This window comes from Microbacterium sp. SLBN-154 (assembly GCF_006715565.1).
In the GTDB taxonomy this organism is placed as follows: Bacteria; Actinomycetota; Actinomycetes; order Actinomycetales; family Microbacteriaceae; genus Microbacterium.
The window spans coordinates 1,235,369-1,259,806 of sequence record NZ_VFNL01000001.1; the positions used below are offsets into that span (position 1 = coordinate 1,235,369).

Sequence of the window (24,438 nt, forward strand, 5' to 3'; positions counted from 1 at the left end):
CCGGTGACCTCGCCGGCCGCGCTGCCCCCCGAAGGCCTCCCCGGACTCGACCCCCGGTTCTCACGCCTCATCGCCGTTCCCGGCCGAGGGGTGGACGAGGGGATGACGCGCACCTGGCACGTCCTCGACACCGGCCCCGAATTCGATACGCTCGGCGTGACACCGCGAGGGACAATCCTCGCCGTGCACGGCAACCCGACGTGGTCGTACCTCTGGCGAAGCCTCGTCGCCCGCTCGTTCGCCGCCGCGGAGGCGGGCGAGCCCGCGTGGCGGGTGATCGCCGTCGACCAGCTCGACATGGGCTTCTCCGAGCGCACCGACGTGCCGCGTCCGCTCGCGCAGCGCGTGCGCGATCTCACAGCCCTCACCGACACCCTCGAGCTCACCGGCCCGGTCGTCACCCTCGGGCACGACTGGGGCGGGGTCGTCTCGCTCGGGTGGGCGATCGACCACCCGGAGCTGCTTGCCGGGGTCTCGCTCCTCAACACCGCCGTGGACCACCCCGAGGGGGTGCCGATTCCCGCGCCGCTGCGCCTCGCGGGAGCGCGAGGCATGCTCGCCGCGTCGACGGTGCAGACGACGGCGTTCCTCGACACCACCCTCGCCCTGGCCTCGCCCGCGTTGACTCCCGAGGTGAAGGCGGCGTTCCGTGTGCCGTACGGCAGCGCCGAGCGTCGACGCGCGATCGGCGGTTTCGTCGCCGACATCCCCGTCGACGCCCGCCATGAGAGCTTCGCCGAGCTGCAGCGGATCGCCGACGGCGTCAGCCGCCTGACGGTGCCCGCCCTGATGCTCTGGGGCCCCCGCGATCCGATCTTCAGCGACCGGTACCTCGACGACCTCGTCGAGCGGATGCCGCAGGCCCACGTCCACCGCTTCGAAGGCGCCGGGCACCTGATCGCCGAGGATCGCGACTACGCCACCGCGGTGCTCTCCTGGCTCGCCGAGCCCCATCGGTCGACCGACGCGACCGCCGAACCGCCGGCCGCCGCCTGGACCCCGCTCTGGGAGCGCCTCGACGCGCGCCGCGCCGACGGCGCGACAGCCGTCATCGAGATGGGTGCGACCGGCGCCACCCGCCGGGTGAGTTGGCGGGTGCTGGATGACCGCGTCCGCACCATCGCTGCGGGACTCGCCGCCCTCGGCGTGCGCCGGGGCGACCGCGTCTCCCTCCTCGTGCCCCCCGGCCCCACTCTGACGGCGATCATCTACGCCTGCCTCCGCATCGGCGCTGTCGTCGTCGTCGCCGACGCGGGGCTGGGGCTCAAGGGCCTCACCCGCGCGGTGCGCGGCGCCTGGCCCGACGTCGTCATCGGCGAAGTGCCGGGCCTCACCGCCGCCCGGGTGCTCGGCTGGCCCGGCATCCGCATCTCGGTGCCGACCCTGCCGCCTGTGACCGCCCGCGCCCTCGGCATCCGGCACAGCCTCGCCGACGTCACGCGCATCGGAGCCGCCGCCGACCTCCCGCCGACCCCCGGCCCCGACGATCCCGCCGCGATCCTCTTCACCTCCGGCTCGACCGGTCCCGCGAAGGGCGTCGCCTACACCCATCGGCAGCTCTCGGCTCTGCGTGACGTGCTGTCGGCGCATTTCGATGTGAGGCCCGACACCGGTCTCGTCACCGGCTTCGCGCCCTTCGCCCTCCTCGGCCCTGCTCTCGGCACGCTCTCGGTGACGCCCGAGATGGACGTCTCGGCGCCGCGCACCCTCACCGCGACCGCGGTCGCGGCGGCTGTCCGCGCATCGCAGGCGCGCATCGTGTTCCTCTCACCCGCGGCGATCCTCAATGTCGTGGCCACCGCCGACGCCCTCACCTCCGAAGACCGCACCGCCCTCGCCGGCGTCGAGACGTTCCTCTCCACGGGCGCGCCGATCGGCGAGGGTCTCCTCACCGCCGCCGCGCGCGTCATGCCCAACGCGACCGCGCACACCCCCTACGGCATGACCGAGTGCCTGCTCGTCACCGACATCACCCTCGACGGCATCCGTGCGGCGACCCAGGCCCCCGATGCCGGGGTCTGCGTCGGAACCCCGATCGGTGCGAACCGCGTCCGCATCAGCGCCCTCGACACAGACGGCCGCGCCACCGGAAGCCCGACCGAGACCGCCGGCGTGCTCGGCGAGATCCTCGTCTCGGCCCCGCACCTGAAGGACCACTACGACCGCCTCTGGCTCACCGACCGCGAGGCTGCCCGCGCGACGCCCGACGACGGCGCCCGCTGGCACCGCACCGGCGACGTCGGACACCTCGACGCCGACGGCCGCCTGTGGGTCGAGGGGCGCGTGCCGCACGTGCTCGTCACCGCCGACGGCCCGCTCGCCCCGGTCGGACCCGAGCAGCAGGTCGAGCGGGTCGACGGCGTCCGCCGTGCCGCGGTGGTCGGGGTCGGTCCGCGCGGGCTCCGACAGGCCGTCGCGGTGGTCGAAACGACACCTGCCGCGAAACGCCCCGGCCTCGCCGCCCCCGAGCTCGCCGCTCGCATCCGGGTCGCGACGGGCACGCCGCTCGTCGCGGTGCTCGCCGTGCCGGCGCTTCCCACCGACATCCGGCACAACTCCAAGATTGATCGCACCCGCCTGTCGCTCTGGGCCGAGCGCGTGCTCTCCGGCGAGAGGCCGACGGCGCCGTGAGGGTTCTCGTCACCGGTGCGTCCGGGTTCCTCGGCGGCGCTGTCGCGGCCGACCTCGTCGGCGCGGGTCACGAGGTGCGCACCCTTCAGCGCCGCCCCTCCGGTGTCGCGGGAGCCGACGACATCTTGGGCTCGGTGACGGACCCGGATGCCGCGGCGCACGCGCTCGACGGCGTGGAGGGCGTCATCCACCTCGCCGCGAAGGTGTCGCTCGCGGGTGACCCGCGGGACTTCGAGGCGGTGAATGTCGGCGGCACCCGCACGATCCTGGATGCCGCCGAGCGCGCCGGGGTCTCGCGATTCGTCTTCATCTCTTCGCCGTCGGTCGCCCACGCCGGAACGGCGCTCGCCGGGGTCGGGGCAGAGCCCGCCTCACCCGAGCATGCGCGCGGCGACTACGCCCGCACCAAGGCCAAGGCCGAGCTGCTCGCCCTCTCGCGCGACAGCGCGGAAATGGCCGTCGTGGCGATCCGCCCGCACCTGGTGTGGGGGCCGGGCGACCCGCAGCTCGTGGAGCGCATCGTCGCGCGGGCGCGCGCCGGCCGGCTGCCGCTGCTGAACGGCGGCACCGCCCTCATCGACTCCACCTACATCGACAACGCCGCGACGGGTATCACCGCAGCGCTCGCCCGGGACGACGACGCGCACGGACGGGCGTTCGTGCTGACCAACGGCGAGCCGCGTGCGGTGGGGGAGCTCCTCGCCGGCATCTGCCTGGCCGCCGGAGTCAGGCCGCCTCGGTGGAGCGTGCCCGCGGGTCTCGCCCGCGCGGCCGGTTCGGTCGTCGAACGGATCTGGGCGGTGCGTCCCGGTGAGGATGAGCCCCCGATGACCCGGTTCCTCGCCGAGCAGCTTTCGACGGCGCACTGGTTCGATCAGCGCGGAACGCGTGAGGCTCTGGGGTGGGCGCCGGCGGTGTCGATCGATGAGGGGCTCGCGCGCTTGGCGGCCCATGAACGTGCAAACGCCGCCGGCCGCTCCTCGCCGAGCGACCGACGGCGTCGCCGTGGGAACGGTGGGCCGCCCCAGGCGGCGCTCCCACGGGTCTGAACACCACCCCCCAGGGGGTGCTCAGGTATGGTGCGCGCGGGAGAGCGGCGGTGTGTCCAGCCTCATCCCGTTACCCCCGGTCGCAGTGTCTGAGCAGAATGCCGGGGTCCAGGGCAACGTGATCAGCGTATCGCGCTGCGGCCTCCGCGGCTAGAGGCCCCCGATCACCGCGACGGGCTGTCGATCCGAAGCTCGCGGCGCACAAGCCGAGCTGCGACGTCGCTCAGCGGGAGGCCGTGGTTGCGGGCGTACGTCCGGATGAGGTGGAAGGCGTCGTCGATCGGCACTCCGCTGGTGAAGGACACGACCCCTTTGGCCTGCTCGATGATCACGCGACTGCTCAGCGCGGTCTGCAACTGCTGACTGAGGACTTCACTGCGTCGCGCGGTGCGTTCGTGGAGGATGCCGATGGTGGCCACGTCGGCGAAGGCCTGCGCCGCTGTCATGTCGTACGCCGACGGCGGACCGGGAACTGCGCTCAGGAGGTTCAGCGTGCCGATCGTCGTTTCGCGCAGACGCATGGGCACCGATTCGATGGCGACGAAACCCTGGTCGAGGGCGCTCTTCTGAAATGCACGCCACGCGGAGGGGACGTCGTGGATGTCGGGAACCGAAATCGCCGTTCCGGCGCGGAAGCACTCGATGCAGGGGCCTGCCTGGGCCGCGAGCTGGATGGCTTCGACCAGCTTGCTCGCCTCGCTCGTCGAGGCCACGAGCTCGAGGTCGCCGCCTTCGTTCGCGAGAAGGATGCCGGCGGCGGTGACGTGCAGAACATCCCGGCAGGAATCCACGAGCGTCTGCAGCAGGTCGACGACGTCGTAGTCGTCGACGAGCGTGTCGGCCAGTGTCGCGAAAGTCTCCAGCATGAGGGTTTCTCTGGTCTTCGCCGTCACCGTCGTGCCTCGATTCTGCCGCCCTCGCGGACGAAACGCAGCCGCCCCTGGATGATGTCGCGAGAGACCTCCATCGTGGTCGCCCCCGCGGCGAATGCGTGGCCGCCGATGATCAGCGCCGCATCCTCGGCGTCGATGTCCAATTGGGCCAGGACGACGCCGGTCGCCTGATGAACGACGCGACGGGAATAGGGGCTGTCGACATCAGCGTCGGCATCGAGCGACGAAATGGCCTGGCTGAGCACGTGGCGTCCGATGACCCCCGCCATCGCCGACGCCTGTTCGTACTGACGATCATCGAGCCGCATCGGATCTCGGGAGTAGAGGTCGACCGCGCCCAGTCGCATCCCACCGACGTGCAACGGGAATGCGAAGATCGACGCCACCTCCTGACCGTGGACGGCCGCGCCGAAGGCCGGCCACCGAAGAGCGCCTCGGCCCTGGAGGTCGACTTCGGCGACCGGCGCAGCGGTGCGCGCCGCGTCCCAGCAGGGTCCCTCGCCGACATCGAACTGGATCTCGTCGAGTCGCGCCGCCATGGTGTCCGTGGCCGACACCGTCTCGGTGCCGAGCACCTCGCCGAGGGTCGACACGGCGGCTCCCGAGACCGGCAGTACCTCGAGGAAGCAGCTGCTGTAGCGCTCGGTGACACCCCGGGAGCGTTTCAGCTCTCCCAGCGTGCCCGCGAATGCGCTGTCCATGGTTCGGGCCATGCTACTCCCCGGTGCCTTTCGAGACGACGGCCCCGTCACGCCGCCAGCGGCACCCGCACCGCGAGGGCCTCGATCGCGAGGCGGTACTCCTCGATCATCCGCTCGCGCGACAGGCGCGGTCGCGCGGCGATCGCCAGGCGCCGGAAGGCCGGGCGCGCGGCGAGCACCTGATCCCAGGCCCCGGCGATTCCGACCGGGTCGTGCGCCGTCACGACCCCGAACCCTTCGACGACGCGGGCGGCGTCGCCGACCGCGGTCGTGACGGGGGTGGCACCCGACGCGGCGCCCTCGATGAGGCACAGCGGCGACGCCTCGCCGAACGCGCTCGTGAGCGCGACGATGTCGGCGATGCGGTGGAGGGCCGGCATGTCGTCGCGGATCCCGAGCACATGAACCCGAGCGGATGCCGCAACACCGGCCTCTGCGAACGCGGCGCGCAGCGCGGGGTTCGCCGCCGACATCCCGGCCCCGCACATCAGATAGTGCGTGCCGGGCCGACGCCGGGAGTGCGCGGCGACCGCGCGCAGGAACAGGCCGGGGTTCTTCATCGCGTCGAAGCGCGCAGCGAAGAGCACCACGGGCGCGTCGGCGGGGATCCCCAGCGACCTCCGTATCGCCGCGCGCTCGCGCGCCGTCCCGGGCCCGAACCGCTCCGTGTCGATGCCGTTCGCCACCACCTGTGACGCAACGCCTTCCCCGACGACCTCGCGGTAGGCATCGCGTGTCGACTCGGCGCAGGAGATCGCGGTCGACACGAGTCCCGTGCGTGCCGCCTCGCCGAGCCAGTCGCGCGCGGCTCCCGCGTGCGCCGGGTCGGAGCGATGGAGGCAGACGGCGACCGGTACGTCGGGCATCATCCCGCGCTCGCGCAGCGCGAGCAGAAGCCCCAGCGGCTGTTCCTTGAGCGACACCACGATGTCGGCCCGGGCGATCATCGCCGCCGCGCGGCGGAGGTGCCGCGGGCCGAAGGTCTCGGGAGCGAGCGGCGCGTCGCCGGCGGTGCGGCCGAGGCTTCGCACCTCCACGCCCGCCTCGACGAGGCGACGGCAGCGCGGGTCATCCCACATCACCTGCACGGTCGACTCGCGCCGCGCACGCGCCGCGACCGAGAGCACGCGATGGCTCTGCCCTCCGGCGTGAAGCCCTGCGACGACGTCGGTATGGAGCACCCGCGCGCCTCCGGCGAAGAACCCTTCGTACAACGACAGAACCCGGAGGGGTGCGGTCATGGCGGCGCCTCTCATCGATCCGAGCCGTCAGACAACGGTTGGTCAATGCTGGGGTTTCGGGACCTCGAAGTCGATGAACGCAGAACGTGGGGTGGGTGAACGACCGGTGACGGCTTCCAGCACCCGCTGCGCGACACGGGCGGTGTCGAGCCACGACGGCAGGGCCGCGCCCGCGGCACGCGCCGCGCGCGTCATCCGCTCCCGGCGTTCGTGATCGGTCAGCAGATCGCGAAGCGCCGCGGCGAACGCGGCGGGGTCGCCGGGCGGCACCAGCACACCCGCCTCGCGGGGGACCGTCTCGGGCACGGCCCCGGTGTCGCACGACACGATCGGCAGTCCCCACGCGAGGGCCTCGTCGAAGACCAGGCCGTACCCCTCGTACCGTGTCGCGAGGGCGAAGACCGAGGCCTGCGCCCACAGCCCGTCGAGCTCGTCGTCCCCGATCCCGCCGGCGAGTCGCACGCGGCCGGCGAGCCCGAGGTCGTCGCGCAGCCGCGGCAGAGAGGCGGAGAACCCCTGATCCCACGGCGTCCCGACGATCTCGGCGTGCCAGTCGAGGTCGGTGATGCGCGCGAGCGCGCGCATCAGCAGGTCGTGGCCCTTCCGCGGATGCTGGATCCCCACCGACAGGATCAGCGGCGGCGCGCTCTGCCGGCTGACCCCCCGCGCGGGATCGGTCCCCGGCCGGGCGACCGTGATCGACGCCGGGTCGGCGCCGTACTCGGCGACGAGGATGCGGGCGGTGTGGGGGCTCGGCACGAGCACCGCGGCCGCGAGCTGCAGGTTGTCGCGCTCGGTGGTGAAGAGGTATTCGCGCCGCTCGGGCGACAGGCCCTCCTCGTGGGCGAGCGGGTGGTGGACCACTCCGACGATCGGCGCGCGCAGGCGCGCGAGGGCCGCGGTCGGCATCGCGCCGAACACGAAGCCGTCGAGGATGAGCGGATGCGACGGGTCGAGCTCTTGCAGGGCCGCCAGTGTGGCATCCACCTCCTCTTCCGAAGGGTCGGGGAAGGAGTCGCCGAGCGGCACGTACGTCGTGTCGACGCCGACCTCGCGCAGCCCTTCGAGCAGGCGCTTCTCGTAGAGATACCCGCCGGTGACGGTGTCGAGGTCGCCGGGGATGGCGAAGGCCGCGTGCCCGGTCATGCCTGCTGCTCCGGGGCGTACACGCGCAGCACCCGCGATTCGACCACACCGACGAGGGCGTACCCGAGCGCGGAGAGCGCGGTGACGGCGACGACCGCGACGGACAGCAGATCGTAGCCCGACTGCGAGGCGGCGAGCGCCATCGCGGCGCCGACGCCCGTGCCGATCGCGAGCCACTCGACGACGGTGACGGCGAGCACCGCGGCGGGCACGCTCATGCGGGCGGCGGCGAAGAAGGCGGGGAGCATGGCGGGGATCCGCACCCGCACGAGCTGCACCCGCGCGGGCGCGCCGTAGCTGCGCAGCACGTCGAGCGCCTGGCCGGGCGCCTGGCGGAGGCCCTCGAGGCACGCGACGAGGGTGGGGAAGAACACCATGAGCGCCACGAGCGAGATCGCGCCGAGGGGACCGCGACCCAGCAACAGGATGACGAGGGGGGCCGTGGTGACGATGGGGACGGCGCGCAGCGCGATGGCGATCGGCATCGACACGGTCGCCGCCCGCGGAGCGAGCGTCAGGGCGATGGCCCCGAGGGCCCCGACCGCGAGTCCCGCGAGGTACCCGGCGATCGCGAGCACGGCGGTTTCGCCGAGGGCGGCGAAGAGAACGCCGCGTACCTCCCCGCCGTCATCGACCCCCGCGAAGACCCGGATGACATCGACCGGCGTCCGGGCGAAGAACGGACTGATTCCGGTGACGAGGATCCCGCCCCACCAGAGGGCGACGAGGACGACGACAAACGCCACGGTCGTGATCGCGGCGCTGCGCACCCGTTCCCTCCGCGGCAGTCGCGGCCTGACGGGCGCGAGGATGAGCGGCGGCCGCTCGGAGACCAATCGCCTGCCGATCGCGCCGATCACGACGTACGCCACCACCGAGACGACGGTTGCGACGGTGGCCAGCGCCCAGGTGAGTTGGATGTCGAGGTCGCGCGACGCGCGGATCGTCAGCACCCCGAGCCCGCTCTGCGCGCCGGTGAACTCGCCCACCATCGCGCCGAGGAACGCGGCCGGGGCGGCGATCTGCAACCCCGCGATGAGGTACGGAAGACTCGCGCGCGCCCGGACGCACACCAGGGCCGCTCCCGCGCCCCGCCCGTAGGACCGGACGAGGTCGAACCAGGTCGCGGGCGCCGCACGCAGACCCACGAGGAGCGGGATCATCGTGGTGTAGTACACCGCGAGGGCCGCGAGGACGACCTGCGGGCCGTCGCCCGGGCCCAGGATGACGCGGAGCACCGGGCCGGTCGCGACGAGCGGCAGGCAGAACACTACCAGGGCGACGGCGGTGACCACCCGCTCCGTCGCGGGGAGCAGCACGGCCAGGGCGGCCAGGGCGATGGCGGCGAGATTTCCGAGGACGAACCCGGCGAGGGCGGCCTGCCCGGTGACGAGGAGCGCTCGCCACAGCAGCCCCGCCTGGGTGCCGAGGGCGACAGCGATCTCGCTCGGCGCCGCGAGGACGAAGGTCGAGGTGAGCAGGCGTGCGGCGACCTCCCACACGACGAGCAGCAGAACGACGGCGAGGGCCGTGTCGACCCAGACCCTGCGGCCCGTCGAAGATCGGACGGTCATGCCGCCCGCGACCGCGAGAGCGCCTCGGTCACCGCGGCGACCACCCGCTCGAACGCCGCGGGGTCGCCGCGCGGGACGGCGATGTCGTCCACCACCCGTGCCGGGCGGGGGCTCAGTACGACGATGCGGTCGGCGATGCGTGCGGCCTCCGAGATGGAGTGGGTGACCAGCAGCGTGGTGGTGCCTCTCTCGCGCCAGAGCGGCGGCAGCTCGGCGATGAGGTCCTGCCGGGTGAGTTCGTCCACCGCGCCGAAGGGTTCGTCCAGGAGCAGGAGGCGGGGCTCGGTGATGAGAGCGCGCGCGATCGCGGCGCGCTGTCGCATCCCGCCCGACAGGGCGGCGGGCCGAGCGTCGCCGAAGCCGTCGAGGCCCACGCGCGCGATCATGCGGTCGATCGCTGCCGCGTCGACGTCACGGTGGGTGAGGGTGAGCGCGAGAGCGGCGTTCTGGCGAACGCTCCGCCAGGGGAGGAGCGAGGGGTCCTGGAACGCGACGGCGAGCTCGCCGCGCTCGGCGACGGCATGGGGGGAGTCGCCGTCGATCGTGATCGATCCGGAGGTGGGGTCTTCGAGTCCGGCGATCATGCGCAGGAGCGTCGACTTGCCGCATCCCGACGGCCCTACCAGGGCGGTCGTCGAACCGCCGGCGAACTCCAGATCGAGGGAGGCGACCGCCTCGAGCCCGTCGGGGTAGACCTTGCCTGCCCCATCGACGAGGACCCGGGGCTCAGCTGCCATGGACTTCTTCCAGCACCGACCGATCCCAGAGGTCGGCGGGGACGTCCTGCCCCAGGAGGGCGAGCGTCTCGCGGTTCTGCGCCACGGAATCGTCGGTCCACCATCCGAACCCGTTCTCGTCGGTGACCTCCGAGAACATCAGCGGCACCTGCCGCTCGGCCTGCAGCTCCTGCGTCTCGAGGTCGAGGCCCGCGTCGGGGAACATCTCCAGCGTGAGGGCGGCGGCGGCATTCGTGTCGGCGCGATACTCGTCCCATCCGCGCACCTCGCCGCGCATGAGCGCGACGAGGTCGGCCCGCCGGTTGGCGAGGCTCTCCTCGGTGGCGATGTAGGTCTGCGAGTGGAGGGCGTAGCCGTAGTCGGCCATCAGCATCGTGACGCTCTCGACCCCCTGCACGGTCATCGCCACCGGCAGGTCGGTCTCCCAGCAGAGCAGGCAGTCCACTTCGTCGGCGAGGAGGGGTTGGGCCGAGTACTGCGTGGGCACGACCTCGATGCCGTCGACATCGACGTCGTTCAAGGTGCACAGGGTCTCGAGCACGGGGGTGTTGGCCAGGGCCATGCCGATGCGCTTGCCGACGAGGTCGGCGGGTTCGTTCACGGGATTCCCGGGCAGGGAGGCGATGACGAACGGGTTCTTCTGCATCGCGACGCCGATGATCTTGAACGGCGCCCCCTCGGCGACGGCGGCGGCGGTGTAGTCGGCGGCCGAGATGCCGATGAGCGCCGACCCCGACACGACCGGGGGCTCGACGGGGGCGTTGGGGCCCCCCTGCAGCAGGGTGACGTCGAGACCCTGGTACCAGCCGCGGTCCTGCGCGATATAGCTGCCCCCGAACTGCACCGAATGCAGCCACGACAGCTGGAGGGATGCCGCGCGCGCGGCGTCTCCGCTGCCGAACAGTCCTCCGGGGCGCGTGCTCAGGCCGATGCCGGCCGCCGCGATGCCGGCGACACCGACGATGCCGGCGCCGAGCAGGGTGCGACGGGTGAGGGTCTTGCGGTCTGTCATGTGGTGGTCTCCAGGGTGCGACGGCGGGTCCAGACGAGGGCGAGGCCGGGGAGCGAGGCGACGAGGGCCATCAACCCGAAGGCGGCGCTGGTGGCGAAGGCTTGGGCGGTGGTGAGGCCGGCGATCGGCAGCAGCGCGACCGCGGCGCCCTCGCGCACGCCCCAGCCGCCGACGGAGATCGGCAGCACCATTGCGAAAAGCACGAGCGGGATCACCGCGAAGACCGCTCCGAGGGGAAGCGGGGCACCGACGGCGGCGGCGCAGCACGCGAACGCCGCGAGGATGCACACCGTCGCGCCGGTGCTGAGGAGCACCTGAGCGGGGAGCACGCCCGGAGCGGCCAGGCTCCGGCGGGTCCCCTCCACGAGGCGGTCGAGCCGCCCGCCGGGGGCGGGCGGGGCGAACCGCAGGCACAGGACGAGGACGAGCCCGGCGACCGTGAGGGCGAGGAGCGCCGTCGAGATGCCGGTGGCGAGCACCGGGGGCCACGTGATGCCGCCGGCGGCGAAGAGGGTGATGAGGAAGCCGGCGGCGAAGACCGCGAGGAGAGCGACCTGGCCGACGCCCCGCTCGACGACCACGGCCCCCACCGATCGACCGAGCGTGGCCTGGTGGCGGGTGCGGGCGGCGCGGGCGGCGTCTCCGACCACTCCACCGGGCAGGGTGGTGTTGACCAGCTGGGCGAGGAAGTACTCGCGGATCGCGTGCCCACCCGAGAGGTCGATGCCGAGCGGTGCGGCGGTCACCCGCCACCGGAGCGCGGAGAGCACGGTGTGGGTGGCGAGGAGGACGCAGGCGGCGAGCAGCCACCAGGGGTTCGCGCTGAACAGGATGTCGAGCACGTCGACCCCGCCGGCGACCTGCCACACGACCGCGAGGATCAGGGCGGTGATGAGAGCCTGCCCGAGGCGGATGAGTGCCGGCCGGCCCGAGTCATCCGCATTCCGGCGCAGCTCCAGGATGTCGACGCCGAACGACCAGGTCAAGAGTCCCGCGGTGACGATCACGATGGCGATCGCGACCGGAGCCGACAGGAACGGGAACTGCAGCGCGATGAGGGCGATGAGCTGGAGGACGCAGATGACCTTGCGGCTGTACCGGGGACGGATGGGGCCGTTCAGCCACGGATAGGCGAGGGCGGCCGCGCCGAAGAGATAGCGGGGCAGGCCGAGAAGGATCGCGAGGGGCCCGGCGGGCCCGAGTCCGGCGAGCAGGGCGAGGACCAGGGCGAAGGCCGAGTCGACCTCCATGTCGAAGCTCGCCCCGAACCGCGACGACAATCCCTGCCGGCGCGCGAGATATCCGTCGACGCCGTCGAGGCTGAGCGCGACGATGCTGACGGCGATGACGGCGACGGGGTGCCCGCCGCCGGCGAAGAGGACGGCGAGGAGGAAGGCCACGACGGTGAGTCGGATGAGGGTGACCACGTTCGCGCCGCCGAGGCGCGCGAACGGGTGATGACGGGCGAGGGCGACGGCCGCGCCGACGAGCGCGAGGATCAGGGCGGAGGCGGCGGCGAGGGTGGCGGCGATCGGAAGGCCGAGGGCCAGCCCGCCGGCCATCGCAACGCCGACGCAGATGAAGGTGAGGGGAGTGAACCGAGTGACAGCGGGCCGGTTTTCGGCCGTGTCTGGCTGCCCGGCCGTGGTGTGCGGTGCTCCCGTGGCCGCGCTCTCCCGGGCGACGGTCATGAGTGGGACGCTATCAGCGGCGCGAGGGTGCAGGGCCCGATTGGCGTCAGGTTCCGCGGGATTCGCGGACGATCTCGCGGACGGCCGGTGCGATCTCCCGTCCGAAAAGTGCGAGGAGGTTCGGGTCGTCCGTCGCGAGAATGAAGGTCGACACGCCGTCGTCGAGCGCCAGGGAGCTCAGGCGCTCGGCCCATTCGCGCTCGTCGGCGGCCAGGCGCCCGACGTTCAGCAGACGACGGATGTCGGTCGGGGAACGCCCGACAGCCGCGGCGGCCTCGTCGATGGCCGCGTTGCCACGGGCGAGATCGCCCGGTTGCAGGTGCCCGAGCGAGGGGAGCCAGCCGTCGCCCTTCCGCCCGGTGAGAGACAGCATGCGCGGCCTGTAGGCGCCGAGGATGATCGGGATGTCGTGTGTCGGCCGCGGTCCGCGCTTGGCCCCGCGCACCCGGTAGTACGCACCGTCGGTGAAGATCCCACCCTTCTCGTCGGTGTTCCAGAGTCCTCGGATGACGTCGATCGCCTCTTCGAGTGCGGTGACGGACTGGCCGGGGGTGAGGCGCCGGCCCCCCATCGCATCGATCGCGTCCCAGAATCCGCCGGCGCCGAGGCCGAGGTCGAGGCGACCGCCCGAGAGTCGATCCAGGCTCGCCGCCGCGCGCGCCACGACGGCCGGCGGGCGGAGCGGCACGTTGAGTACGTTCGGCGCGATGCGGACCCTGTCGGTGTGGGCGGCGACCCACGTCATCAAGGTCCAGGTGTCGAGAAAGGCGGGCTGATACGGATGATCCTGAAACGTGACGAGGTCGAGACCGGCCGCTTCCGCCTCACGGGCGAGCGCGACGACGGTGGCGGGTTCGGCGGCGGTGGGGGTCAGGAAGGCGCCGAATTCGATCGCGTGTCCGTAGTCCATCGACCTGTCCTTTCGCCGCCGGTGTCATCCCCCGGCGAGGGTCGCGCCGGCCTGCTGAAGACAACGTCGGGGGTCGCCGAGCGCTTCCCTCGTCGAACCGGCGAGTTTCGTCAGCGACAGGTGGCGCACGAACGAATCTGTCGAGGCGCCGTCGGCGATGCGCCCGGCGACGAGTGCGACCGGGATGCCCCGCGCGGCCGCGAGATCATGCACGTGGGCGACGGTCTTCCCTGCTGCGGATGACCGGTCGAAGGAGCCCTCGCCCGTGATGACAAGGGATGCCGCGGCGAGTCGGGCCGGTAGGTCGATGAGTTGCGCCACCGCCTCCGCACCCGGCACGAGGCGTGCGCCCCACGCGAGCACGCCGAAGCCGGTGCCGCCCGCGGCTCCCGCGCCCGGGGTCTCGGGGTCGGCATCGAGCAGGTCCGCGAAGCGCGCGAGGGCGGCGTCGAGGAGCGGGATGTCGGTCATCCCCGCGCCCTTCTGCGGCCCGAAGACCGCCGCGGCCCCGCGCTCGCCGAGGAGGGGGCTGGTCACATCGGTGAGGACCGTCACGCCGCCCGGCGGCAGGGGAGCGAGGTGGCGCAGGTCGGCGTCGGCGACGCTCGAGAGCCCGCGTGCCCCCGGGGCGATCGGCCTGCCCGCGGCATCGGTGAATCGCGCCCCGAGGGCGGTGAGCATCCCAGCGCCGCCGTCCGTGGATGCGCTGCTGCCGATGCCCAGGATCAGCCGTGACACCCCGTGCGCGAGCGCGGCGGCGATCGCCTCGCCGAAGCCGCGGGTGTCGGCGTCCCACGGTCTCAGCTGCGGCGGCGAGCCGAGGAGTTCGATCCCCGAGGTGGACGCGAGCTCGACCACGCCCGTTCCGTTCGGGGCGTCGTCGGTTGCGGGGAGCAGCAGCCAGGAGGACATCCGTCGCGCCCCGGGGACCGCAGCGGCGAATGCGTCGAGGGTTCCCTCTCCGCCGTCGGCCATCGGGCAGAGAACGACGTCGCGCTCGGGTTCGACGCTCCACCATCCTTCGGCGATCGCCTGGGCCGCGTCGGCCGCCCGGATCGACCCTTTGAAGGAGTCGATCGCGATGACGATCGGACCGCTCATCGGGCGAGAGCGGCGTTGACGGCCGCCGCCGAGAACTCCCGGTCGACGACGAGCGCGGCCAGGCCCACGGTCGCCGCCTGCCGTCCGAGCGTGGACAGGCTCACGGTGAGGTGCCGCGTCGCCCTGGGGAGCGAGAGCGGGTACAGCGTCTCGCGTACCCCGCTCAGAAGCGGTGGCGAGGCGAGCATTCCGCCGAGCACGACCTCTCCCGGGTTCAGCAGGGTCACGACCGTCGCGACGACCGTGCCGATGACCCGCCCTGCCTCCTGGGTGAGACGCGCGGCATCCGTATCGCCGGCTGCGAGGTACGCGCCGACGTCGGAACCCGATGCGGCGGGCTTGCCGAGATCGCTCAGCGCGCGGGCGACGGCCCTCCCCGACGCGACTGCCGCGAGGCATCCGCGCGCGCCGCATTGGCACACCATGTCGTCGTGCCCGGCGATCTTCACATGACCGATGTCGCCCGCACCGCCGTCGGTGCCGCGGTAGACCTGGCCGCCGATGACGATACCCGTGCCGATACCCGAAGAGACCTTGACGAAGCAGAGGGAGCGGGATGCCGGGTGCGCGCGTCGTTGCTCGCCGAGAGCGGCGGCATCGGCATCGTTCGCGACGAGCACGGGGAGGCCGAGGGCATCACCCAGGTGCTCCGGGACAGGGTACGCGTCCCACCCCGGCATGATCGGGGGCTGGCTGGGACGACCGGTGTCGGGATCGACGGGACCGGGAACGCTGATGCCGATCGCGGCCACGCGGTCGACCGCCCCGCCCGCGATCAGCGCTCGAGCACGTCCGGTGATCACATTGAGCGTGTGATCGGGGCCGTCGGCGACGGCGACGTCGATCTCCTGCTGGTCGAGAACCGTGCCGCCGAGATCGGTGAGGGAGACCGTGGTATGCGTCGTGTCCACCGTTGCGGTGACGATACCGGCGTGGGACGTGTTGAACTCCAGTCGCCGCGAGGGGCGGCCGCCGGTCACGCGCTCTGTGCCCCGTTCGACGATGAGGCCGTGGTGGAGCAGAGCGTCCACCCGCGTCGCGACGGTCATACGCGAGAGCCCGGTCAGCTCCAGGACATCGCCGCGCGTGAGCGCGCCATGCTCGCGGATCAGCTCCAGCACGTCTCCGGGTCCGGACATGGGTCCTCCTCTCCGCTCACTCTACTTATGCTTGACAGCTAGACAAAACAAATCTAACGTCTAGTCATATCTGGGCCCCACCCGTTTGGGCGCAGTCCCTGCATCTGATGTCAAGCGCGAGGAGGCGCACGGTGAAGATCCGTACCGCAGCGGTGACCCTGACCATGATCGGCGCAACGGCTCTCGTCCTGTCGAGTTGTTCTGCCGGCGGAAGTGACAGCGATGGAGGTGACAGCGGGGACGGCATCACTTTCTGGGTTCAGGAAGATCTTCCCGATCGCGTCGCGGCGACCGAAGAGATCGTCGCGGCCTTCACCGAGGAGTCCGGCATCCCCGTCGAGGTCGTCTCGGTGGCCGAAGACCAGTTCGCCCAGCTCATCACGTCCTCCGCGGCAGCGGGCGATCTCCCCGACGTCATCGGCGGCATCTCGCTGCCCCAGGTGCGGACGCTCTCGGCCAACGAGCTCGTCGACGCCGACGCCGTCGGCGCGGTGATCGACAGCCTCGACGCATCGACGTTCTCCGACAAGGCGCTCGAGCTGACGGCGGACGGCGACGCGCAGCTGGCGGTGCCGAGCGAGTCGTGGCTGCAGATGCTGTTCTACCGCACCGACCTCTTCGAAGCCGCCGGGCTCGACGCACCGGACACGTATGAGAAGGTGCTCGAGGCGGCCGAGGCCCTCAACTCGCCCGAACTCGCCGGTTTCGTGGGGGCGACCGCTCCCGGCGACGCGTTCACCGAGCAGACCTTCGAGCAGGTGGCCCTGGGCAACGACTGCCAGCTGGTGAATGCGGACGGCGAGATCGAGCTCGACTCGGCGGCGTGCGTGGAGGCGTTCGGCTTCTACGGCGACCTGATCTCGAACTACTCCGTGCCCGGCGCGCAGGACGTCGACACCACGCGAGCCACTTACTTCGCTGGTGAGGCGGCCATGTTCATCTGGTCCAGCTTCGTCCTCGATGAGATGGCGGGATTGCGCGAAGACGCCAAGCCGAACTGCCCGGAGTGCGCAGACAACCCCGCGTTCCTCGCCGAGAACACCGGCGTCGTGACCTCGATCGCCGGGCCCGATGGCACCGAGCCCGCGCAGTTCGGTGAGATCACCTCGTGGACGATCACCGAAGGGGCGAACGTCGAAGACTCGCAAGCATTTGTCGAATACATGATGAGCACCGGCTACGAGGACTGGATCGCCATCGCTCCCGAGGGGAAGGTGCCCGTGCGCTTCGGGACGGCGGATGAGCCGGCGCTCTACTCCGATGCGTGGGCGACGTTCCCCGCCGGCGTCGACACGAAGGCACCGCTGTCGGACTTCTACGCGCCCGAGGTGCTCGAACAGGTGGCCGCCGGGCCCGAGAACATCGCCCGCTGGGCGATCCCGCAGGGGCAGGGCGACCTCCTCGGGGCCCTGCAGGGTGAGCAGCCCGTAGCGACCGCGGTGAGCGAGGTCACGCAGGGCACCGACGCCGAGCAGGCCGCCGCAATCGCCGCGGAGGCGGCGCGCTCCGTGCAGGAGTCGCTCCAGTGACGCAGCTGGCCGGGGGGACGGGCGTAGCGAGCCCGCCCCCCGCGCCGCCTGCTCCAGGACGCAAAGAGCGGATCGGGCGTTCGCGCAAGGCCCGGGAGGAGAACCGGGCCGGGCTCCTCCTCATCAGCCCGACCCTCGTCATCATCGCGGTGGCGGTGGTGCTGCCGATCCTCTGGGCGGTGGCGCTGGCGTTCCAGGATGTGCGGCTCATCAACATCCGCGGTACCGGCTTCATCGGCGAGTACACTCTCGACAACTTCGTCGAAGTGCTCACGTCACCCGGCTTCTTCCAGTCGCTGTGGACAACGGTCGTCTACTCGGTCTGCGGCACGGCACTGGCGATCGGCATCGGCCTCGTCGCCGCGCTCGCGCTGCAGAAGCCCTTCCGGGGGCGCGGACTCATCCGGGCATCCCTCCTCCTTCCGTACGTGGCTCCGGTGGTGGCCGCCACCTTCGTCTGGGCGACGCTGCTGAATCCGCAGTTCGGCTTCGTCAACTGGGTCGGCCGGAACCTCCTCGGATGGGAGGATCCGGTGGCGTTCCTGTCGCAGCGGTCGCTGCCGGTGTCGCTGTTCGGGCTGGAGATCGACCTGCCGATCGCACTCATGACCGTCATCTGCTTCGAGGCGTGGCGATCATTTCCCTTCGCCTTCCTCTTCCTCACCGCACGGCTGGGTGCGGTCCCCGGCGCCCTCGACGAGGCCGCCCGCATCGACGGGGCCACCCCGACACAGCGTTTCCGCCACATCCTCTGGCCGCAGCTTCTCCCCACCATCGCCGTATTGAGCGTGCTGCGCTTCATCTGGACGTTCAACAACTTCGACGACATCTACCTGCTCACGGGCGGCGGCGCGGGCACCCAGGTGGTCTCGGTCCGCGTCTTCGACTACATGACCGCTCGCGGCGACATCGGCGCGGCGGCGGCGCAGGCTCTCGTGCTCGCGCTCATCCTCGCCGTGCTCGTCGGCGTCTACCTCAAGCTCTTCGGGCGACAGGAGGAACAGGCATGAGCAGCCTCACCCGCGACCGGATCGAGAACCGGCTGATCGCGATCCTTCGGCCCATCGTGATCTCCGTGCTGCTGATCGTGGCCGTCTTCCCCTTCTACTACATGGTCCTGCTCAGTTTCCGCTCGCTCGACTCTCTCCTGCAGAACCCCGGGGCGCTGTGGATCTCGATCGAGGAGCTCGATCTCTCGACGTACCTCGACGTCCTGCTTCCGGTCTCGGACGGCGGCCAGGGCTTCATCGTCTTCATGCGGAACTCGCTGCTCGTCGCCCTGTCGACCGTGGCGCTCACGCTCCTCGTCGCGATCCCGGGTGCCTATGCCGTCAGTCGGCTGAAGTTCTTCGGTCGCCGTCAGGTGTCGGGGCTGTTCCTCGCGGTGTACTTCTTCCCCGCGATCCTCCTCGCCGTCCCGCTCTTCGTGTTCTTCACCCAGCTCGGTCTGCGCGGGTCCCTGATCGCCCTCGTGATCGTCTACGTCTCGCAGGTGGCGGCGGTGTCGATCTACACCCTGAAGAACTACTTCGCGACCGTCCCGGTGTCGCTCGAGGAGGCGGCCGCGATCGACGGGTGCACGAGACTGCAGACGATGCGGAAGATCAGCCTGCCGCTGGCAATGCCGGCGCTGGTGTCGAACGGCCTGTTCATCTTCATGATCGCGTGGAACGAGTTCCTCTTCGCGCTGCTGTTCCTCGTCGAGCGACGAGACTCCTGGACGGTCTCGCTCGGTCTGTCCCAGCTCTCGGGGAGCATCGAGGTGCCGACGACCGTTCTCATGGCGGGGTCGGTCATCCTGACCCTGCCCATCATCATCTTGTTCTTCGCCTCTGAGCGACTCCTCGTCGGTGGGCTGACCGCCGGCGCAGAGAAGGGATGACCCCGATGCCTCACATCGTGCAGTTCACCGCGCCCGGATCCGTCGAGGTCGTCGAGATCGTTCCTGCTCCGCTCGTCCCCGGCTCCGTCCGCGTCGCCACCTGGTACTCGGGGATCTCCGCGGGTACGGAGCTCACTGCGTACCGCGGCACGAACCCCTACCTCACGAGCACCTGGGACTCGCAGCGGCGCCTCTTCGTCCCGGGCGAACCGAGCTTCGGGTACCCCGTGCAGGGGTGGGGCTACTCCGAGGTCGGCGAGGTCGTCGAGGTCGCCGATGACGTGACCGCGCTGGCAGTCGGAGACGTCGTGCACGGGATCTGGGGGCACCGCTCCGATGCTGTCCTGCCGGCGGCTGCACTGGAAGGACGGTTGCTTCCCACCGACGCCGACCCCCTGCTCGGGACATTCGCGAGGGTTGCGTCGATCGCGCTCAACGGCGTGCTCGCGGCCGACGTGCGGCTGGGAGAGCGGGTCGCGATCTTCGGTCAGGGGGTGATCGGGCTCTTGGCGACGCGCCTCGCCACGCTCGCGGGCGGGCGTGTGTATGCCGTCGACACGGTGCCGGACCGCCTCGAGGTCGCCCGCAGATTCGGCGCCGCAGAGGTGGTGGACGCCCTCATCGACGGGGGCGCGGGGGCCCGTATCCGCGAGCTCACGGGCGAGGGCGTCGACAGCGCCATCGAGCTGTCGGGCAGCGACCGGGCGCTCCACGAGGCGATCCGGAGTGTCGTGGTCGAGGGGATCGTGGCGGCATCCGGCTTCTATCAGGGAGGGGCGGTGAACCTCCACCTGGGCGAGGAGTTCCATCACAACCGGGTCCGCATCCTCGCGAGTCAGATCTCCGGTGTTCCGGTCGGGCTCGGTGGCCGGTGGGACCAGTCACGTCTCGTCCGCACCGTGATGGCGCTCATGCTCGAGGGGCGGCTCGACGCCGCCGCCCTCGTGACCGATGTCGTCGATGTCAGCGACGTCGCCGACATCTTCCGGCGTCTGGATGCCGGTGACTCGGCCATCCTGCAGGCTGTGCTGGCCTTCGAACGCGCGCCGAGGTCGCTGTGACGGCGAAAGCGCTCGGAGACATCCCGGATCATCGACCGCTGATTCCCCGTGACCCGCCGGCTGTCGGGCTCATCGGGGCCGGCGCAATCGCGCGGAGCGCCCACCTCCCCGCGTATCGCGCATGGGGAGTGCCAGTGGTCGCGGTCGCCTCGCGCGACGCCGCCGACGCACGAGCCCTCGCCGCGGACTTCGCGATCACCCGGGTGCACTCCACGGTCGAGGAGCTCCTCGCCGACCCGGCGGTGGCGGTCGTCGACCTCGCGACCGGCCCGCGGGGACGGATCGACCTCATCGAGGCGGCGGTCAGCGCGGGCAAGCATGTCCTTGCGCAGAAGCCACTGACCATCGACGAGGCCGATATGCCGCGACTCGCGGAGATCGTCGCCGGCGCCCGCGCGCGGGGATTGCGCCTCGCGGTCAACCAGAACGCGCGGTGGGCCCCCGCATGGCGGCTCGCCACGCTGCTCGTCCGCGGTGGGGCGATCGGTGAGGTCGTCGGGATCACCCACCTGCACGACAAGCCGCTCCCGCCTCTGGCAAGTACGCCGTTCGACGCCGTTCCGCACATGCTCCTGGCCGACTACCTCGTTCACTGGATCGACATCAGCCGCTGCTGGCTCGAGGGCGCGCGCGTGGACGCGGTGTGGGCGAGCGAGTCGAGGGTCCCGCAGCAACCGGCGTCCGCTTGCAATCCGTGGAACGCCGACGTCCGGTTCCGGACCGATCGCGGTGCGACCGCGGTCGTGCGGATCGTCGGCGATTCCCGCGCGACGGGCGGCGGCTGTCCGTTCTGGATCCACGGAACCGAGGGAACCCTCCGGGGGAGCGTCCTTCGCGGCAGCGATCAGCTCGAACTCGACCGCGACGGCGACGTGACGACCTTCGCAGTAGAGGGTCAGTGGTTCCCGGACGGCTTCGCCGGCGCGATGGGGGAGCTCCTCTCGGCCGTCGTGTCCGATCGTGAGCCTGAGAACTCTCTCGCGCACGTGCTCGCCACCGCGCGTCTCGGGTTCGCCGCTGTCGCCTCAGCCGAGGAGGACGGAGCGCCGGTGCATCCGCACGACCTTCTCCTCACGCGCGCGACCTCCGAAAGCGTGGTCACTCCATGACCGAGACCCATGACATTCCGGTGACCGACCGCGCGCGCGTCTATACGGAGGGGTGGCAGAGCTGGAGCCCCACGACCTGGTATCGACGCGGGGAGCCGCCGCACCGCCCCGACGAGGGGTGGCAGCATCTCATGAGGTTCCGACCCGGGCATCCTGCGCCCGAGGGTCTCCTGCAGGGCGAAGGCCTCGTCGTGGTCGACCCGGGCGGCGGCGGTGCCGCCGAAGTCTTCGCCGCGCTCGACGCTTCGGAGCGTGTGCCGACCATCCATGCGAGCTGGCGTGGCGACCGCGTCATCGTCACCGCGGAGGACGGCGTCGAGCGGTGGACGGCAGCGCCGTCGGATGACCCCGGTGACGCCGCACTCGCGGCATTCGGATCGCGGTTCGGTGCCGCTGCCGGAGCGCGGACCGGCTCACCGACGCCGCGCGTCTGGTGCACCTGGTACCAGTACTTCGAGGACGTGACGGCGGCGCATGTCGTCGAGAATCTGCGCGCCATCGACGCAGGCGCCCTCGGCGAGGGTGTCGATGTGGATGTCGTGCAGATCGACGATGGCTGGAGCCTTGGCACGGGTGAATGGACGGCACCCAACCCGCGCTTCGGTGACCTGAGCGAAGCCGTCGCCGCCATCCGCGACACCGGGCGTCGTGCCGGCGTCTGGCTGGCGCCGTTCAGCGTCGGTTCGCGGTCCGACCTCGCCGTGCGCCACCCCGATTGGCTCACCGGGCCGGCCGGGTACAACTGGGGCGACGAGCTCATCGGTCTCGACCTCACCCACCCCGGAGTCCGCGATTACCTCTCCGAGGTCTTCACCCGGCTACGCACCCTCGGCGTCGACTATCTCAAGCTCGACTTCCTGTACTCCGGGGCCGTCCCAGGCGCCCGTCATGAGGACTTCACCCCCGTCGCCGCCTATCGGTCGGGGCTCCAGCTCATCCGCGACGTCATGGGGGAGGACGCGTACCTCCTCGGTTGCGGTGCTCCGATCCTGCCGAGCGTCGGGCTCGTCGATGCGATGCGCGTCTCACCCGATACCTTCCACGAGGGCGGCGAGGACGGCTCGCAGGGGATGCGGGGACGGATGTCACTGGAAGCGCGCTCCTGGCAGGACCGACGCCTCTACACCACCGATCCGGATTGCCTCGTCGCCAGGCCCGGCTTCGCCCTGCGGGACGAGTGGGCGGAGGTCGTCCTGAACGCACCCGGGGTCCGGGGGTTCAGCGACCGGATCGCGGACCTCGACGCGCACGGGCGGGAGCTCGTGCGCCGATTGCTCACGGAGGGGCCGGTATGACCGACATCGATCTCGACAGCCTGCGCGCGCGCATCCGTGCGCTCGTCACCGAGCTGTATCCCGACCATGTCGACCAGGTCGTCGATGATCTCCTCGCTCTGGCCGAACGGTGGGCGCCGCTGCTCGGACGCGTCGGTACCGGCCGACCCGACGAAGGGACGGCGTATCTCATCACCTACGGCGACGCGTTCCGCCGGAAGGGGGAAACGCCTCTCCACACGCTCGCCGATGTGGTGCGCCGTCACGTCCGCGACGCGGTCACCGACATCCATCTCCTCCCCATCTACCCGTGGACCTCCGACGACGGCTTCGGAGTCGTGGACCACCGCCAGGTGAACCCCGACCTCGGCACCTGGGACGACATCGCGGAGCTGCGCGCCGACCACGCCCTCGCGCTCGACTTCGTTGCCAACCACGTCTCGACTTCGAGCCCCTGGTTCCAGGGTTGGCTCGCAGACGACCCGCGCTACGCCGGGTACTTCCTCGAGCCCGGTCCCGACTTCGACACCTCCCGGGTCGTGCGACCGCGTACATCGCCGCTCACGCACGAGTACCCGCGCCCGGATGGCCGGGTCGCCCGAGCGTGGACGACCTTCGGACCCGATCAGGTCGACATCGACCCGTCCACGCCGGCCGCGATGCTCGATCTCACGGATGTGCTGCTGGGCTACCTCGCCCGCGGCGCGACGACGGTGCGGCTCGACGCCATCGGCTTCCTGTGGAAGGAGTCGGGCACCACCTGCATCCATCTGCCGCAGACGCACGCCGTGATCCGGCTGTGGCGGGTGCTCGTGGATGCGCTGGCGCCCGGGACACTGCTGCTGACCGAGACCAACGTGCCGCATGCCGACAACATCACCTACTTCGGCGACGGCTCGAACGAGGCGCAGATGGTGTACCAGTTCGCCCTCCCGCCGCTCGTCCTGCATGCCTTCGTCACCGGCGATGCCGGTGCGCTCTCGCGATGGGCCTCGGGAATCGTTCCGGTGAGCGAGACGGCGACGTGGTTCAACTTCCTCGCCAGTCACGATGGCATCGGACTTCGGCCCACTGAGGGACTCCTGACCGACGAGGATCGCACGATGCTCGTCGAGCGCACCCTCGCGCGCGGCGGTCGGGTGTCGATGGCGCGACGCCCGGATGGCTCGGAGAGTGTGTACGAGCTAAACACGAACTTCCTCGATGCGCTCGTGGATCCCGGCTCATCCGATCCGGATGCGGAGGCCGTCGCGCGCGGACTGGCCGCGCACGCGATCCTGCTCTCGGTCGTCGGGGTGCCGGCGATCTACTACCACTCCCTGCTCGGGTCGGGCCAGGACCGCGTCGGGATGGAGGAGAGCGACATCCCGCGCCGCATCAATCGCGAGGTCCTCGATGCCGACGCGCTCGACCGCGAGCTGGGGTCCTCCGAACGGCGTCGGGGAATGCTGGAGGGTTTGCGTTCCCTGCTGGCGGCCAGGCGGCAGCATCCGGCCTTCTCGCCCTTCGCCGATCAGCGAGTGGAGACGATCGATCCGCGCGTGTTCGTGGTCCGACGGGCCCCCGGGACGGCCGAGGAGGTCATGGCCGTCGTGAACGTCAGCGGAGATGCCGTGGATCTTCCGGATCTCTGCGGGCGCGACGTGCTCACCGGTCTCGAACTCGACAGCGTCCGGCTCCCGCCCTTCGGGTTCGTCTGGTTGCGTCCCTGAGACGCCTCGTGCGATCGGGCCTCCGGGCCTGCACGCCACCTACCCT

The 24,438-nt window shown here is 71.3% G+C and carries 20 protein-coding genes; 9 read left to right on the forward strand and 11 right to left on the reverse strand.

The window, feature by feature from the left end:
- The first annotated feature begins 3 nt into the window (after positions 1-3).
- Both FBY40_RS06130 and FBY40_RS06135 read left to right on the forward strand, forming a co-directional pair.
- Complete coding sequence (locus FBY40_RS06130) at positions 4-2,631, forward strand: alpha/beta fold hydrolase (RefSeq protein WP_141937231.1); 2,628 nt, start codon at positions 4-6, stop codon at positions 2,629-2,631.
- Positions 2,628-3,680, forward strand: coding sequence for an NAD-dependent epimerase/dehydratase family protein (locus FBY40_RS06135; protein WP_141937233.1), 1,053 nt, complete (start codon positions 2,628-2,630; stop codon positions 3,678-3,680). Before FBY40_RS06130 ends, FBY40_RS06135 begins: the two co-directional genes overlap by 4 nt.
- Positions 3,681-3,844: 164 nt before the next feature.
- Here FBY40_RS06135 and FBY40_RS06140 read toward each other — a convergent pair whose 3' ends face one another.
- The 11 genes from FBY40_RS06140 to FBY40_RS06190 are packed head-to-tail and all read right to left on the reverse strand — an operon-like array spanning position 3,845 to position 15,825.
- Complete coding sequence (locus FBY40_RS06140) at positions 3,845-4,546, reverse strand: GAF and ANTAR domain-containing protein (RefSeq protein ID WP_200829934.1); 702 nt, start codon at positions 4,544-4,546, stop codon at positions 3,845-3,847.
- A gap of 23 nt (positions 4,547-4,569) precedes the next feature.
- Positions 4,570-5,274 carry a GAF and ANTAR domain-containing protein gene (locus tag FBY40_RS06145; RefSeq protein ID WP_141937237.1) on the reverse strand — a complete coding sequence of 235 codons (705 nt, stop codon included), beginning with the start codon at positions 5,272-5,274 and terminating at the stop codon, positions 4,570-4,572.
- A 47-nt stretch (positions 5,275-5,321) separates the two neighbouring features.
- The gene (locus FBY40_RS06150; RefSeq protein ID WP_141937239.1) at positions 5,322-6,515 is read right to left on the reverse strand and encodes a glycosyltransferase; all 1,194 of its coding nucleotides are present in this window, start codon (positions 6,513-6,515) and stop codon (positions 5,322-5,324) included.
- Between the two features lie 42 nt (positions 6,516-6,557).
- The gene (locus tag FBY40_RS06155) at positions 6,558-7,661 is read right to left on the reverse strand and encodes a glycosyltransferase family 4 protein (protein ID WP_141937241.1); all 1,104 of its coding nucleotides are present in this window, start codon (positions 7,659-7,661) and stop codon (positions 6,558-6,560) included.
- Positions 7,658-9,235 carry an ABC transporter permease gene (locus FBY40_RS06160; protein ID WP_141937243.1) on the reverse strand — a complete coding sequence of 526 codons (1,578 nt, stop codon included), beginning with the start codon at positions 9,233-9,235 and terminating at the stop codon, positions 7,658-7,660. Before FBY40_RS06160 ends, FBY40_RS06155 begins: the two co-directional genes overlap by 4 nt.
- Positions 9,232-9,972, reverse strand: coding sequence for an ABC transporter ATP-binding protein (locus FBY40_RS06165; protein ID WP_141937244.1), 741 nt, complete (start codon positions 9,970-9,972; stop codon positions 9,232-9,234). Before FBY40_RS06165 ends, FBY40_RS06160 begins: the two co-directional genes overlap by 4 nt.
- Entirely contained in the window at positions 9,962-10,984 is a 1,023-nt protein-coding gene (locus FBY40_RS06170) for an ABC transporter substrate-binding protein (protein WP_141937246.1), read from the reverse strand. Before FBY40_RS06170 ends, FBY40_RS06165 begins: the two co-directional genes overlap by 11 nt.
- Positions 10,981-12,675: a lysylphosphatidylglycerol synthase domain-containing protein gene (locus FBY40_RS06175; RefSeq protein ID WP_160141363.1), complete on the reverse strand. Its 1,695-nt coding sequence runs from the start codon at positions 12,673-12,675 to the stop codon at positions 10,981-10,983. The genes FBY40_RS06170 and FBY40_RS06175 overlap by 4 nt, the downstream gene beginning before the upstream one ends.
- Before the next feature lie 46 nt (positions 12,676-12,721).
- Entirely contained in the window at positions 12,722-13,585 is an 864-nt protein-coding gene (locus tag FBY40_RS06180; RefSeq protein ID WP_141937248.1) for an LLM class flavin-dependent oxidoreductase, read from the reverse strand.
- Positions 13,586-13,609: 24 nt separating this feature from the next.
- Positions 13,610-14,686 (reverse strand): glycerate kinase, encoded by a 1,077-nt coding sequence (locus FBY40_RS06185; RefSeq protein ID WP_141937250.1) that lies wholly within the window; start codon positions 14,684-14,686, stop codon positions 13,610-13,612.
- Complete coding sequence (locus FBY40_RS06190) at positions 14,683-15,825, reverse strand: ROK family transcriptional regulator (protein ID WP_141937252.1); 1,143 nt, start codon at positions 15,823-15,825, stop codon at positions 14,683-14,685. Before FBY40_RS06190 ends, FBY40_RS06185 begins: the two co-directional genes overlap by 4 nt.
- A 131-nt stretch (positions 15,826-15,956) precedes the next feature.
- On the opposite strand from FBY40_RS06190, the gene FBY40_RS06195 reads away from it, so the two are divergent.
- Genes FBY40_RS06195 through FBY40_RS06225 form a run of 7 tightly spaced genes read left to right on the forward strand, consistent with a single transcriptional unit; the run spans position 15,957 to position 24,392 of the window.
- Positions 15,957-17,354 (forward strand): ABC transporter substrate-binding protein, encoded by a 1,398-nt coding sequence (locus tag FBY40_RS06195; protein WP_200829935.1) that lies wholly within the window; start codon positions 15,957-15,959, stop codon positions 17,352-17,354.
- A complete protein-coding gene (locus tag FBY40_RS06200) occupies positions 17,351-18,364 on the forward strand; it encodes a carbohydrate ABC transporter permease (protein WP_235014625.1) in 1,014 nt (337 codons plus the stop codon). The genes FBY40_RS06195 and FBY40_RS06200 overlap by 4 nt, the downstream gene beginning before the upstream one ends.
- Complete coding sequence (locus FBY40_RS06205; RefSeq protein WP_141937256.1) at positions 18,361-19,236, forward strand: carbohydrate ABC transporter permease; 876 nt, start codon at positions 18,361-18,363, stop codon at positions 19,234-19,236. Before FBY40_RS06200 ends, FBY40_RS06205 begins: the two co-directional genes overlap by 4 nt.
- Complete coding sequence (locus FBY40_RS06210) at positions 19,233-20,297, forward strand: zinc-dependent alcohol dehydrogenase (RefSeq protein WP_235014627.1); 1,065 nt, start codon at positions 19,233-19,235, stop codon at positions 20,295-20,297. Before FBY40_RS06205 ends, FBY40_RS06210 begins: the two co-directional genes overlap by 4 nt.
- Entirely contained in the window at positions 20,294-21,406 is a 1,113-nt protein-coding gene (locus FBY40_RS06215) for a Gfo/Idh/MocA family protein (RefSeq protein ID WP_141937260.1), read from the forward strand. Before FBY40_RS06210 ends, FBY40_RS06215 begins: the two co-directional genes overlap by 4 nt.
- Positions 21,403-22,701 carry a glycoside hydrolase family 36 protein gene (locus FBY40_RS06220; protein WP_141937262.1) on the forward strand — a complete coding sequence of 433 codons (1,299 nt, stop codon included), beginning with the start codon at positions 21,403-21,405 and terminating at the stop codon, positions 22,699-22,701. The genes FBY40_RS06215 and FBY40_RS06220 overlap by 4 nt, the downstream gene beginning before the upstream one ends.
- Entirely contained in the window at positions 22,698-24,392 is a 1,695-nt protein-coding gene (locus FBY40_RS06225; RefSeq protein ID WP_141937264.1) for an alpha-amylase family glycosyl hydrolase, read from the forward strand. The genes FBY40_RS06220 and FBY40_RS06225 overlap by 4 nt, the downstream gene beginning before the upstream one ends.
- Positions 24,393-24,438: the final 46 nt, after the last annotated feature.